Source organism: Streptomyces sp. AHA2, from assembly GCF_036857595.1.
GTDB lineage: Bacteria > Actinomycetota > Actinomycetes > Streptomycetales > Streptomycetaceae > Streptomyces.
Genome location: NZ_JAUQWJ010000001.1, coordinates 98,337 through 110,806 on the forward strand (window position 1 = coordinate 98,337; position 12,470 = coordinate 110,806).

12 protein-coding genes and 1 pseudogene are annotated in these 12,470 nt (G+C 73.5%); 5 read left to right on the forward strand and 8 right to left on the reverse strand.

Translation table 11 applies throughout. The features are described 5' to 3' along the window. Window positions 1-203: 203 nt before the first annotated feature. Together Q5694_RS00500 and Q5694_RS00505 are read right to left on the reverse strand one after the other, a co-directional pair. On the reverse strand, window positions 204-1,463 hold the full coding sequence (locus Q5694_RS00500) for an SWF or SNF family helicase (protein ID WP_333929924.1): 1,260 nt from the start codon (window positions 1,461-1,463) through the stop codon (window positions 204-206). Further along, window positions 1,460-4,432, reverse strand: a complete 2,973-nt coding sequence (locus Q5694_RS00505; protein ID WP_333930538.1) for a DEAD/DEAH box helicase — start codon at window positions 4,430-4,432, stop codon at window positions 1,460-1,462. The genes Q5694_RS00500 and Q5694_RS00505 overlap by 4 nt, the downstream gene beginning before the upstream one ends. A 223-nt stretch (window positions 4,433-4,655) precedes the next feature. Here Q5694_RS00505 and Q5694_RS00510 point away from each other — a divergent pair, with 223 nt between their 5' ends. Beyond that, the gene (locus Q5694_RS00510) at window positions 4,656-4,838 is read left to right on the forward strand and encodes a hypothetical protein (RefSeq protein WP_333929925.1); all 183 of its coding nucleotides are present in this window, start codon (window positions 4,656-4,658) and stop codon (window positions 4,836-4,838) included. 70 nt (window positions 4,839-4,908) lie between these two features. On the opposite strand, the gene Q5694_RS00515 is transcribed toward Q5694_RS00510, so the two are convergent. Beyond that, window positions 4,909-5,775 (reverse strand): hypothetical protein, encoded by an 867-nt coding sequence (locus Q5694_RS00515; protein ID WP_333929926.1) that lies wholly within the window; start codon window positions 5,773-5,775, stop codon window positions 4,909-4,911. 135 nt (window positions 5,776-5,910) lie between these two features. Next, a complete protein-coding gene (locus Q5694_RS00520) occupies window positions 5,911-6,207 on the reverse strand; it encodes a hypothetical protein (RefSeq protein ID WP_333929927.1) in 297 nt (98 codons plus the stop codon). Window positions 6,208-6,305: 98 nt separating this feature from the next. On the opposite strand from Q5694_RS00520, the gene Q5694_RS00525 reads away from it, so the two are divergent. Beyond that, on the forward strand, window positions 6,306-7,208 hold the full coding sequence (locus tag Q5694_RS00525) for an oxygenase MpaB family protein (RefSeq protein ID WP_333929928.1): 903 nt from the start codon (window positions 6,306-6,308) through the stop codon (window positions 7,206-7,208). Between the two features lie 92 nt (window positions 7,209-7,300). On the opposite strand, the gene Q5694_RS00530 is transcribed toward Q5694_RS00525, so the two are convergent. Further along, window positions 7,301-7,903: a class I SAM-dependent methyltransferase gene (locus Q5694_RS00530; RefSeq protein WP_333929929.1), complete on the reverse strand. Its 603-nt coding sequence runs from the start codon at window positions 7,901-7,903 to the stop codon at window positions 7,301-7,303. A gap of 48 nt (window positions 7,904-7,951) precedes the next feature. Between Q5694_RS00530 and Q5694_RS00535 the strand changes: the two are divergent. Next, window positions 7,952-8,373 (forward strand): annotated as a pseudogene (locus Q5694_RS00535) (MHYT domain-containing protein); the annotation flags it as partial. Between the two features lie 158 nt (window positions 8,374-8,531). On the opposite strand, the gene Q5694_RS00540 reads toward Q5694_RS00535, so the two are convergent. Next, window positions 8,532-8,960 (reverse strand): PPOX class F420-dependent oxidoreductase, encoded by a 429-nt coding sequence (locus Q5694_RS00540; RefSeq protein WP_333929930.1) that lies wholly within the window; start codon window positions 8,958-8,960, stop codon window positions 8,532-8,534. 104 nt (window positions 8,961-9,064) lie between these two features. On the opposite strand from Q5694_RS00540, the gene Q5694_RS00545 reads away from it, so the two are divergent. Further along, window positions 9,065-9,478 (forward strand): roadblock/LC7 domain-containing protein, encoded by a 414-nt coding sequence (locus Q5694_RS00545; RefSeq protein ID WP_333929931.1) that lies wholly within the window; start codon window positions 9,065-9,067, stop codon window positions 9,476-9,478. 126 nt (window positions 9,479-9,604) lie between these two features. Then, a complete protein-coding gene (locus Q5694_RS00550) occupies window positions 9,605-10,621 on the forward strand; it encodes a DUF6397 family protein (protein WP_333929932.1) in 1,017 nt (338 codons plus the stop codon). Here Q5694_RS00550 and Q5694_RS00555 read toward each other — a convergent pair. Next, complete coding sequence (locus tag Q5694_RS00555; protein WP_333930539.1) at window positions 10,566-11,462, reverse strand: DMT family transporter; 897 nt, start codon at window positions 11,460-11,462, stop codon at window positions 10,566-10,568. The two genes, Q5694_RS00550 and Q5694_RS00555, sit on opposite strands and share 56 nt — an antisense overlap. 127 nt (window positions 11,463-11,589) lie before the next feature. Beyond that, complete coding sequence (locus Q5694_RS00560) at window positions 11,590-12,462, reverse strand: acyl-CoA thioesterase (protein ID WP_333929933.1); 873 nt, start codon at window positions 12,460-12,462, stop codon at window positions 11,590-11,592. Window positions 12,463-12,470: the final 8 nt, after the last annotated feature.

Genomic DNA, 12,470 nt, shown 5'->3' on the forward strand with positions numbered 1-12,470 from the left:
GGGCCGGGCGGCTCCCGCACCGGTCGTGCACCGGAATCGTGCGGTCCCCGCCATGAGCCGGTATCAACCTCCGTGCCTCCCCGCCGCCATGAGGCGCGAGCCGTGAGCCGTGCGCGGGGACGCTGTGGCGTCTCCCGGCGCGGAGGGGCCGGGGTTCTTGCACCGGCTTCAGATCACCTCCGGGTCCGTCAGGGGCGTGATCATCACCGCGCGTCCGCTTCTCCTGCTGTGGGTTCCGCGGTGGCCAGGGCCGTGGCCGGGTCCTGGCTGGGTGCTCCGGCAGGCTGCCAGCGGCCCCGTTCCTCGCGGTAGGGCCACCAGCGGCCGTCACGGCCGAGGCGCAGCTGCGCGGCCGAACCGGCGGTTGTCCACCGGTTGCCCCGCACGCGCAGCCGCGGCCGTTCGTCCGCGTCCCAGGCCGCCTCCAGCGCGGCACGCGCGCGTGCGAGCACCTCGCCCTCGACCTGCCACTCCTCGTCGAGGACGGACAGTGCGTCGGGGCCGCCCAGGCGCCAGGCACGGACGGCCGTCGCCAGTCCCTCGCGGCCGCGTCCCGACCCGTCGGCGAGCCGGTCGGCCACCTCCGGCGGCGGGTCGCCGGCGGCCAGCCGCACCGCGTCCTGCCCAGGTGTGAACTCCGGCCCGAGGTCACCTGCGAGCGCCTGTGCGAGCAGCCGGTGGGCGTGGACGGCGGTGCGCGCGGCCAGGTACTCCAGGGCCGGCGGGTCGATGCCGGGGGCGGGAGGTGTCCCGGTGTCGAGTGAGGGGGGCGTACCCGGCTCGGCGGGCAGGCCGGGCGGGGCCGGCAGCGGCGGCAGGATGTCGCCGGCCGCGTACGCCTCGGCCGCGTCCACGCCCTCCGGCCCGGCCGAGCCCGGGACCGCGGACGCCCCGCTGCGCGCCTGGAGGTCCTCCAGCAGGGCCGGTTCGGTGCGTCCCCGCATCAGCAGCAGGACGAACGGGTCCTGGTCCAATAGCCGGGCCACCTCGTAGCAGAGCGCCGCCGTGTGCCCGCAGTGGTCCCAGGCCTCGCACCCGCACTCCGGCTCCAGGTCGCCGATCCCGGGCAGCAGTTCGACGCCCGCGCCCGCCGCGTCCTCGACCAGGTGGGGCGGCATCTCCCGGTCCAGCAGCGCGGCCACGTGACCGGCCCGTTCCACCGCCATGTCCAGGAAGCGGTCCCACTGCTCGGGCGAGAGCTCGGACAGCAGCACATCGGCCCGGTGGGCCGTGCCGTCGCGGTCCTGGACGACGGCCGTGAGGCGCCCGGGACGCACCGACACGGCGCCGACCGCTCCCGCGCGGGCGAGCCGCCGGCCCGCCTTGAGCTGCGCCAGGTCGAGCGCGGAGTCCTCCAGCGCCTGCAGCCAGGCCCGGCCCCACCAGTTCTGGGCGAAGGCCTTCCCGCGCGCGGGAGGCAGTGCGGCGAAGGTGCGCTCGGGGGCGTCCTCGTACCGGTTCATCGCAGATCCCCTCGCAGCTCGACCAGGTCGGCCAGTTCGGCGTCCGTCAGTTCCGTCAGTGCGGACTCGCCGGCACCCAGGACCGCGTCCGCGAGCTTCCGTTTGCGGGCCAGCAGTGCGGCGATGCGGTCCTCCACGGTCCCCTCGGCGATGATCCGGTGCACCTGCACCGGCCGCGTCTGGCCGATCCGGTACGCACGGTCGGTCGCCTGCGCCTCCACGGCCGGGTTCCACCAGCGGTCGTAGTGCACGACGTGCTCGGCCCGGGTCAGGTTCAACCCGGTGCCCGCCGCCTTCAGAGACAGCAGGAACACCGGCACCTCACCGTCCTGGAAGCGCCGCACCATGGCCTCGCGCTCGGCCACGGACGTCCCGCCGTGCAGGAACTGAGAAGGCGTGCCCCGCGCGGCCAGATGCCGTTCCAGCAGGCGGGCCATCTGCACGTACTGCGTGAAGACCAGCACGCCCGCCCCCTCGGCGAGGATGGTGGCCAGCAGTTCGTCCAGCAGCTCCAGCTTCCCGGAACGCCCGGGGATCACCGGTCGCTCCTCCTTGAGGTACTGGGCCGGATGGTTGCAGATCTGCTTGAGACCGGTGAGCAGCTTCACGATCATGCCCCGACGGGCCATGCTGCCGGCGCCGGAGATCTCGGCCAGCGCCTCGCGCACCACGGCCTCGTACAGCGCGGTCTGCTCCGGGGTGAGCGACACGGCGTGGTCGGTCTCGGTCTTGGGCGGCAGCTCCGGCGCGATCCCGGGGTCGGACTTGCGGCGGCGCAGCAGGAACGGCCGTACCAGCCGGGCCAGCCGGTCGGCGGCCGCGGGGTCCCGGCCGCCCTCGACCGCCTCCGCGTACCGCCGCCGGAAGGCGCCGAGCCGGCCCAGCAGTCCCGGAGTCGCCCAGTCGAGGATCGCCCACAGCTCCGACAGGTTGTTCTCCACCGGGGTGCCGGTGAGGGCCACACGCGCGCGTGCGCCGATGGAACGCAGCTCGCGCGCGGTCGAGGAGTACGGGTTCTTCACGTGCTGGGCCTCGTCCGCCACGAGCATGCCCCAAGGAACCTCACCGAGCCGGCCCGCGTCCAGGCGCATGGTGCCGTACGTGGTGAGGACGAACTCGCCCTCCGCCAGGTCCTCCAGGGAGCGCCGCTGGCCGTGGAACCGCCGGACCGGGACGCCCGGGGCGAACCGTTCGATCTCGCGTTGCCAGTTGCCCATCAGGGACGTCGGACAGACCACGAGGGTGGGCCCGGCGGACCGCGCCTCGGTCTGCCGGTGCAGATGCAGGGAGATCAGGGTGACGGTCTTGCCCAGTCCCATGTCGTCGGCGAGACAGCAGCCCAGTCCCAGCGAGGTCATGCTCGCCAGCCAGTTGAGTCCCCGCCGCTGGTAGTCGCGCAGGGTGGCCGCGAGGGCGGCCGGCTGTTCGACGGGCTGCTGTGCCTCCGGGTCGGCCAGCCGTTCCTTGAGCGCCGCGAGCCACCCCGTGGGCCGGACCTCCACCCGGTGTCCCTCGACCTCGGTCCAGCCCGTCAGGGCCGCGCCGAGCGCGTCCACCGGAGTGACCTTGTGGTCCTGCCGCGAGCGGGCCAGGCGCACCTCGTCCGGGTCGACCAGGACCCACTGGTCCCGCAGCCGCACGACAGGGCGCTTGGCCTCGGCGAGCCGGTCCAGCTCCGCACGGCTCAGCTGCCGGTCGCCCAGTGCGAACGACCAGGTGAAGGCGAGCAGCGCGTCGGCGGAGAGGAACGACGGTGTCGCCCCGGGGCGTCGTCCGGGCTGCTGCGCCGCAGTCTGCTCCCTCTCGACGTCGGACGGACCCACCTGCGCGCGCGTGGTGAGCCGGGGGGTCAGTCCCTTGGGCCAGTGGACCTCCACCCCGGCCGCGGACAGGAGCCGAGCCCCGGTGCCCAGGAGGTCGACCACCTCCTCGTCGCCGAGGACCACCGCGTCCGGTACGGCCGCCGACAGCAGGGGCGCGAGCGGCGCCCAGGCCCGGGCCGCCCGCCGCAGGGCGAGCAGGGCGTCCATCCGCGCACGGGGGCCGAAGGCCTCCCCACCGGCCCAGACGTCCGCGGCGTCCGCCACCAGCGCCGGGTCGCTGACGCTGTGAACCTGCAGCACGGCCCGGAAGGCCACGTCCGCGTCGAGGTCTTCCCCGTCGAGGTCTTCCGCGTCCAGCGGTGCGTCCGTCTCGAGATTCGTCGGCCCGTCCGCCTCGATCCGCAGCGACAGCCGTACGCCCGCGTCGTGGCCCGCGGCGATGTCGGCGGCCCAGAGGCGCTGTTCGGGCAGGTGCACGGGGCTGTGCGACGCGTACGCGGCGCCACCGGTCACCGAAGGGGCGGCGGGGGAGCGGGGCAGGGTGTCGGCCACCGCGTCGAGGAAGGCCCGCAGGAGCGTGTCGGGCTCGGGCAACCGCAACGGCCCCTGCCCGTCCAGCGGCACGGCGTGTGCCTCCGGCGGCATCGCGGCGGCGAGGCGGCGTACGCCCTCGGCGTCCTCGCCGTGCAGTGGACCGGCGCGCCAGGCGTCGTGGTCGTCCGGCGACAGGCCGGGGAGCAGCAGACCGCGCGACAGGAGATGCAGCGCGTGCAGGGCGGCCGCGCCCCAGAACACCGCGGACCGGTGTCCTCGGGCGTCGGCACGCGCGCGTGCCAGGAGGACCGGCAGGGCAGCGCGTACCGGCAGGAGGGCGGCGGGCACCGTCGTTCTCTCCACCCCTTCGGGCCCGGGCACGACGACGTCCAGATCGACGACAGTCGCGTCAGCGAGAGAGAAGGCGGCGGGAGACCGGGCGGGAGACGGGTCCGCGACGGACGACGGCCCCGGTGCCGGTGGAGGCGTGCCGCCGGGCCGCCAGAAGGCGATGCGGCCGGTACGCGGTGGGTCGCCGGGCAGGAACACGGCGTGACATCGGGTCAGCTCGAGGAGGGTGGAGGAAGGTTCCCGGGGTGTCGGCTGCTCGATGATGACTGGGTCCTCAAATTTGACTAGTGGAGCGGAGTCGCCGAGAGTACAGCACTTGCGCTCCGGATGGGTGGGGTAGTTCAGTGAGCTGGGTCACTATGGACGCCTCAGGGGCGCCTCAGGGTCCGCTCAGGGATGTCTCAGGGTCGCGGATCGGAACCGGCGCGGGCGCGGGTCCGTTTCCCGGACAGAGAGCGGCAACAGCCGCGAAGGAGGCGACGACATGTCCAACAACGCCAAGATCGCCGTGGGAGGTGTGGCGGTCGGACTCCTGCTGCTGATCTGGCTGCCCTGGTGGGCGGCGCTCCTGATCGTCCTGGGAGTCCCGGCCGCGGCGTACCTCACCCTGGACCCGTCACAGCGGCGCAGGCTGCGCCGCGCCACACGCAAGGAACTCGGCCGGTGACGCGCTGAGGACCGGGGCGGGCAGCCACGCGCCGACGCGATGGCCGGGGCGCTCCGTTGCGCGGCCCGGGTCAGTTGGGCCGTACGGCCATCCTGTCCAGCGCTTCGAGCAGACCCGGCAGCTCCGGCCCCCTGCCCACGGGCAGCACCTCGCCCGGCTCGTCGTCCAGCAGCACGAACGCGATGTCGTCGGTCCGGGCGACCAGGGACCAGCCCGGGCCGTCGGCCCGCAGGATCCGTGCGTCACCCGGCGCGAAGGACGAACGGACCCGGCCCAGCGGTGGTGGCGTGTCGATGTAGGTACGGGCTTCGGTGAGGGCCCGCCGGATGCCGCTGTAGCTCACCTTCCGCCCGTTTCCGCCGCGGGCGCCTCCGTCCCGGGGTCCCGCGTCCCGGGGAGCGCCGTCCTCGCTCGCGGACGCGGCGGGCTCGGGGAAGGCCACGTCGTCGACCTGCTCCCGCCACATCGCCCACTGCAAGGCGATCTCATCCGCTCCGAGACGCCGCTGGGCCGGGCCCCAGACGGTGGTGTCGGGCGGAGACAGCGGGGGACGGTCGTCGACGTCCGGGCCGGGGTCGTGCGGCGCGGGCACGCCGGGGGCCGCGACGGCGACCGCGAGCGGCCAGCCGGGCAGCGCGGACACGACCGTGCGCTCGTCCGGGGACAGCTCGTACTCCATGCCGCAGTCCCATGAGGCGATCGCGACGGCCACCAGGGAGACGTCGTCGGTGACCACGGTCCACCGGGCGCCCTCGCCGTCCTGGCCGAGCACCAGCCCGTACCCGTCCGCGAGCGGGGCGAGACCGAGCGCCGCGCAGGCCTCGGGGTAGTCGTCGCCGAGCACACTCGGGAACTTCGCCGGCGTCAGCAGCACCGCCGTGAGCACGTAGAGCGCGTCGTCCTCGGCGGTGGCGGCGACCTCGTCCGTCCCGGCCATCCCAGCCTCCCCATCGGTTCGTCCAACCGCGCGCACCCTAGTGCGTGCGGAAGCCGCTTGTCACGACCTGGTCCGGGCGTGCGAGCTGCAGTTTTCCGGCGGACGGGGGCGAAACGGCCGTCGCGGGGAGGTCCGTCACGCCGCCGGAAGCCCCAGCAGTTCCCGGGCCACCGCCTCTGGTGAGCGACCGCGCTCCCGCGCGATGGCGACCACGGCCCGGCAGGCCAGTTCGTTCACGCCGAACGACAGGGCCTCCGGCGAGACCCAGCCGGCCGCCTCGTCGGCCCGTTCCTGATCGTCCTCGGCGCAGGCCGTGACGTAGGACGCCGCGGCCTCGAACAGGTTGTGCGGGCGCCTGCCCCCGCCGGCCTTCGGTTCCGTGCGCAAGGCGTGCGCGACCCTGTCCCCGGCCTTGCGGACCCTGCCCCACATGCGGACCACCTTTCCCGGGTGTGCGTGAACTGTCTGCCCGTCATCTCCTCCCGTCCAACGTAGAGTTGCGGAAGTCGTGGCAGAAGGGGGACGGCAGGGTGAAGCGATTCGCGCGACTGGAACAGATCCGGCGGATGGACCCGTACCGGCAGGCCACGGACATCTACCGGCTGAGCGTGGCCTACGAATTCCCCTGGGACCACACCCGCGCCCTGGAACTGGCGCTGTACCGCACGTACGCCGTCCCGAGCATCGGCCGGCTGCTCGCCCGGACTGCGGAACTCACCGAACGCGCCCAGAAGCGCTACGACGACACCTCCCTGCTCCTGGACGCCGTCGTGGAGCACGGGTTCGGCAGCGACCTGGGCAGGACCGCCATCCGCCGTATCAACGGCATGCACCGCAGCTACGACATCAGCGACGACGACATGCGCTACGTCCTGTGCACGTTCGTCGTCATGCCGAAGCGGTGGATCGACGCCTACGGCTGGCGGCGGCTGTCCCGCCACGAGGTCGTCGCCTCCGTCGTCCACCACCGCACGCTGGGCCGCCACATGGGCATCAAGGACATCCCCGAGAGCTACGAGGAGTTCGAGACCCTGCTCGACGCCTATGAGGCGGCCCACTTCGCCTGGGACGAGGACGCCCGGCGCGTCTCCGACGCCACGCTCGACCTGATGGCCTCCTGGTACCCGGCTCCGCTCGCGCCCCTGCTGCGCGCCACGACCCTCTCGCTGCTCGACGACTCGCTCCTGCGCGCCTTCCGCTACACCCCGCCGAGCGCCGCCACGCGCGCGTGGGTGCGCCGCGCGGTCCGGCTGCGGGGCCGCGCGGTCCGGCTGCTGCCGCCGCGCCGCGCCCCGCACTTCGCTCGCCAGAACCGGGAGATCAAGGGCTACCCGCACGGCTACCGGATCGCCGACCTCGGCACCCGTCCGGTCCCTGGCCTGCGCGGTTGCCCGGTACGGGGCGAGGAGGCGCCGGGCACCTCGACCGGGTGACGCGCGGCCCGGGGGCGGCCTCGAGACATGCGTGCCCGGACGTCATCGCGCCGGTGGCTTCGCCCACTCGCTCCGCCCGAGCGCCGGGACGTTCACGTGCCCGACCGCACCGCCAGCGCGAGAAAGCGGTGCTCCTCGTCCACGTACGACCTCAGGTGCCATCCCGAACCGGCCAGCAGGGGGCGGAGGTTGGGCTCGGCACGCAGGTCGTCCGGGGTGAGCACGCGGCCGTGCCGGGCCGCGAGGGCGGCCCTGCCGATCGGGTGGAACAGGGCCAGCAGCCCGCCGGGGCGCACCACGCGTGCCAGCTCGCGCAGGTTCTCGGGCGGATCCGGCAGGTGGGAGACGAGACCCGCGCCGAACACGGCGTCGAGTGATCCCGACCGCAGGGGCAGCGCGGCGACGTCCGCGAGCAGCAGCGCCCCCTCCCGGTCCCGCCGGGCCCGGACGGCCTCGCGCAGCATCGCCGGTGTCAGATCGGCCCCGAGCACGACTCCCGAGGGCCCGACGGCGGCACGCAGCGGCGGCAGGGCGCGGCCCGTGCCGCACCCGGCGTCCAGCACCCGGCCGCCCGGGCGCAGTCCGAGTTCCGCGACCGCGGCCGCGTAGGCCGGGCCGTCGTCGGGGAACCGGCTGTCCCAGTCGGCGGCGCGGGCTGTGAAGAACTCCTGGACACGCGTCTGGTCGTCGCTCATGTACGGCATGATTCCTCACCGGCAGGGGTGAGGGCTCGGTGCACACGTATGAGCGTGACCCGATCGATCCGAAGCACCTTGCGTCACCTTGCAACGACTTCCGGAACGCTCCCCCTGTTGATGGCCTGCACCGGCGCGCCTTGGAACTGCGCTGCACCGTCCGCGCGCTCGCCGCCACCGGGCGCTCGCGCCACAACTGGTTCCTCACCGCCGCCTCGGCGATCGGCACCGGCATCTGGATCATGCACTTCGTGGCCATGCTCGGTTTCAGCGTCACCGGCACCGGCACCCGCTACGACGTGCCGCTCACGCTGCTGAGTCTGATGGTCGCCATGATCGTCGTCTGCGCCGGCGCCTTCGCCGTCGGTCAGGGCCCCGACCGAGGCCGGGCCCTCGCCGGACTCACCACCGGTATCGGCGTCGCGAGCATGCACTCTCTGGGCATGGCGGCCGTGCGTCTGCACGGTGACGCGCGCGCCCTCGACCTCGACCGGGGCACCCCGGTGGTGCTGTGCGACGCCCACGAGCGCGACTCGGGCAAGGAGGTGCTGATCCGGCTCGTCGAGCAGCCGGACGGATGCACACCGCCCGGCTGCTCGACTCCGTCGGCTGAACCGCCGCGCCACCCTCAGTCGGCGACGTCCGCCTCCGCCAGTACCTTGTCGACGGTCACGCGCACGAGGAGTTCACCCGGGACGCCGTTGCGGGCACCGAACTCCTCGGCACGCTCGGCGCCCATGTAGCGGGCGCCGATGCGCGTGGCCCAGCGCCGCACCTCGTCCAGGTCCTCCGAGACGCGAGCGCGGCCCTGCACCACGACGAACGAGAACGGCGGCCGGTCGTCGTCGACGCAGAGGGCGACCCGGCCGTCGCGGACGATGTTGCGCCCCTTCACGGTGCTCTTGCCGGTGCTGAACACCAGCTCGTCGCCGTCCATCACGAACCAGATCGGCGCCACGTGCGGGCTGCCGTCGGCCCGGACGGTCGAGAGCTTCGCGGTGCGGGTGCCGTGGGAGACGAACTCCCGCCATTGCGCGTCGGTCATCTTCTGTGCCATGGCTTCCATCCTCCTTGCCCCGGCCCCGGTCGTGGGGAAGGCTGGCATGGAGATCCTCCGAAAAGGAGGGGAATCGTACGGGGAGAAAACGGGGAGAACGGAAGATGTCGCAGAACCAGGGACTGGGCTGGCTGCTCGACGATCTGACCGAACGCGTCCACGACGTGCGGCACGCACTGGTCCTGTCCAACGACGGCCTGGTGACCGGGTCGAGCACCGGTCTGCGCCGCGAGGACGCCGAGCACCTCGCGGCCGTGTCGTCCGGGCTGCACAGTCTGGCCAAGGGCTCGGGGCGGCACTTCGGGGCGGGCGGCGTACGCCAGACGATGATCGAGTTCGACGACGCGGTCCTCTTCGTCACCGCGGCCGGAGCGGGCAGCTGCCTGTGCGTCCTGAGCGGTGCGGAGGCCGACATCGGCCAGATCGCCTACGAGATGACCCTTCTGGTCAACCGCGTCGGCGAGCACCTCGACGTGGACGCGCGCCGGCCCGAGCAGAAGCCGATCACGGACCTCTGACCTGCGGTGTCGTGACCCTCGTGAAGTTGTCCACAGGCTTGCCACGCAAAGTCGCGGACCGGATACGGTCTGTGTCACGGCGATCGCGTCCGGCGTCAGCCGCCCACTCCACGGGGGAGACCGACCATGTCACGCACCAGCAGCACATCCGACCGCACGTACTGTGCCCCGAGCCGGGCCGCCCGCGAACTGGACCTGAAGCGGGGGGAGTTCGACCTGGCGGTGAACCTGGGCCTCATTCGTACCGTGCCGGACGAGGGCGGCGGAGGACGACGCGTGGCCCGGGCCGAGATCGACCGGCTGCGCGCCGGGGACGGCTTCCCCGGGATACTGCGCCGGCGCGTGGCGACGGTCGGCACCCGCGAGGGCGCCGAGCTGATGGCGGTGGCGCCGAGCAGGTTCACGGCCCTGGCGCGTTTCGGCCTCCTGGTGCCGGTCCGCTTCTACCTCAACCGCTACCGGACCGTCGTCTGGCTCTACCTGTCCGAGGAACTGAGCCGCTTCGCGGCGGAGGCGGGCAACGCCCGGCTGCTGACCGGCCGCCGCACATCCGCGGAGATGCGGGAAGCGCAGAAGGCGGGAACGGACCGGCGGCCCCGCAACTGGCGGGGAAGGCACATCGGATTCCTGACGCGGCAGGCCGGGGACGACCCGTGGGCGCGGGCCGCAGCCGTCGCCTCTCTGCTCGATCCGGCCGATGTCGCGGACGTCGTGCCGGACCCGGAGGAGCGCGCGCGGCTGGACCGGTTCCGCCCGCGCCCTCCGTCACACGGCGCTCCGGGTTCGCCCGCCGCCGAGCTGGCCGCGACGCTCGTGACGGCGAGCGAACCGGATGAAGTGGCCTGGTTCCGTGCGGACCTCGCGCACACGCTGGAGACGGCACGCGAACGACTTCCGGCTTCCTCTTCCGCCGTGCGGCACACGCCGCTTACCGCCCTGCGGCCGGTCCCGGTCCTTGCCCGCCAGGCACCGGGCTCCGACACCTCGCCCGCAGGTGTCCACCGCCCGGGGACCGGCCCCGGAGCCCGCCGCGGTGGCCTGCTGAGCCGCCTCCGCGGCAGAGGCCGACGCCAGGATCCTGCCGTGGTCAGGGCGCTGCCACCGGCTCCTGCTCCCCGTCCGGGGCGATCAGCGACTGGGTGAGGGGAATGCGGGACAGGGCCAGGACCCCGGCGGCGATCAGGGCGACCCCGAACAGCTGGGGCACCAGCCACCACCCCGATCGGATGGTCTCCTCGTACAGGAGGATGCCTAGGATGAGGCTCACCAGCGCGTCGCCGAGGGTGAGCGCCGGCTGGGAGGCGACCAGCGGCCCGGCCTGCAGGGAGTTCTCCAGCAGGAACAGCGCGCACACGCCGGTCACGGCGAAGGCGTAGGTCTGCCAGGTGGTGAGGAAGCCCACGAGTCCCTGTTCGTCGAGGATGTGGGTGGCCGACTTCATCAGGGCGGCGGTCACCGCGTAGCTGATCGCCGTGGCGGTTCCCAGGCAGGCGGCACGGGCACGGCCCTCCGGGCGTCCGAGGGCGGTCAGGGAGAGGACGACGACCAGCCCCGCGCACACGGCCAGTGCGGGAATCCAGCGGTCCAGCGGCACATGCGTGCGGTCCCCGGACGGGGAGGCCGCGGCCAGGGCGACGGCGAGCCCGGCCACCACCCCCGCGACGGCCAGCCAGCCCGCACCGGGCAGGTGCCGGTGCATCAGCACGGAGGCGACGACCAGAGTGAGCGGAAGTTCCAGCACGAACAGCGGCTGCACGATCGTCAACGGCCCCGTTGCCAGGGCCAGTGCCTGGCAGACGGCGGCGCCGATCACCGCGACGATGCCGGCCAGCCAGACCGGCCGCCGCAGCAGGTCGAGCATCAGCCCGGCTCTGAAGCCCTGCGCACGCGGCACGGTGAGGGCCGCCTTGCGCTGCAGGACCGTCGCCGCGGCGTTGCTGAAGGCCGCGCAGATGGCGAACAGGACGGGGAGCACGGAGTGCAGCGTGGTCACCTCCCGGTCACGGCGGGCGCGTGACGCCGGCTGGGCCTTTCCCTGCCATGGTCACCGGACCGGGTGCCGGGCGCGATCCGGGGCCCGCCCTCGTGGAGCCGTACCGGTGAAGGGCGGCTCAGCCCAGCTTCCGGAAGAGACCCTCCTGGACGACGGAGACGACCAGCCGCCCCTCCAGGTCGTAGATGCGGCCCCGGGCCAGACCACGGCCGCCGACCGCGATGGGCGACTCCTGGTCGTAGAGCAGCCAGTCGTCCGCCCGGAAGGGGCGGTGGAACCACATGGCGTGGTCCAGCGACGCCATGTCGAAGCCGCGCGGTCCCCACAGCGGCTCGACCGGGATGCGCACGGCGTCCAGCAAGGTCATGTCGCTGGCGTAGGTGAGGGCACAGGTGTGCACGAGCGGGTCGTCGCCCAGCGGTCCGACCGCGCGCATCCACACGGCGCTGCGCGGTTCGGCGTCCCGGACCTCCTCGGTGGTCCAGCGCAGCCGGTCCACGTAACGGATGTCGAAGGGCTGGCGGCGGGCCATCCGCTCCAGCTGCTCCGGCAGGGCGCCCAGGTGCTCGCGGATCTCCTCGGTGACCGTCGGCAGGGACTCGGGGTCGGGGACCTTGCGGGCCGGCGGCAGCTGGTGCTCGAAGCCGCCCTCCTCCGGCTTGTGGAAGGAAGCGGTGAGGTTGAAGATCGTGCGGCCCTGCTGCACGGCCGTGACCCGCCGCGTGGTGAAGGAGCGCCCGTCGCGCACGTGCTCCACCTGGTAGACGATCGGCACTCCCGGCCGGCCCGGCCGCAGGAAGTAGGCGTGCAGCGAGTGCACGGGCCGGTCGCCCTCCGTGGTGCGGCCCGCGGCGACCAGCGCCTGGCCCGCCACCTGCCCGCCGAAGACCCGCTGCAGGGACTCCTCGGGGCTGCGGCCGCGGAAGATGTCGACCTCGATCTGCTCCAGGTCGAGCAGGTCGACGAGACTCTCGGCGGGGTTGGTCGTCATGTGATGGC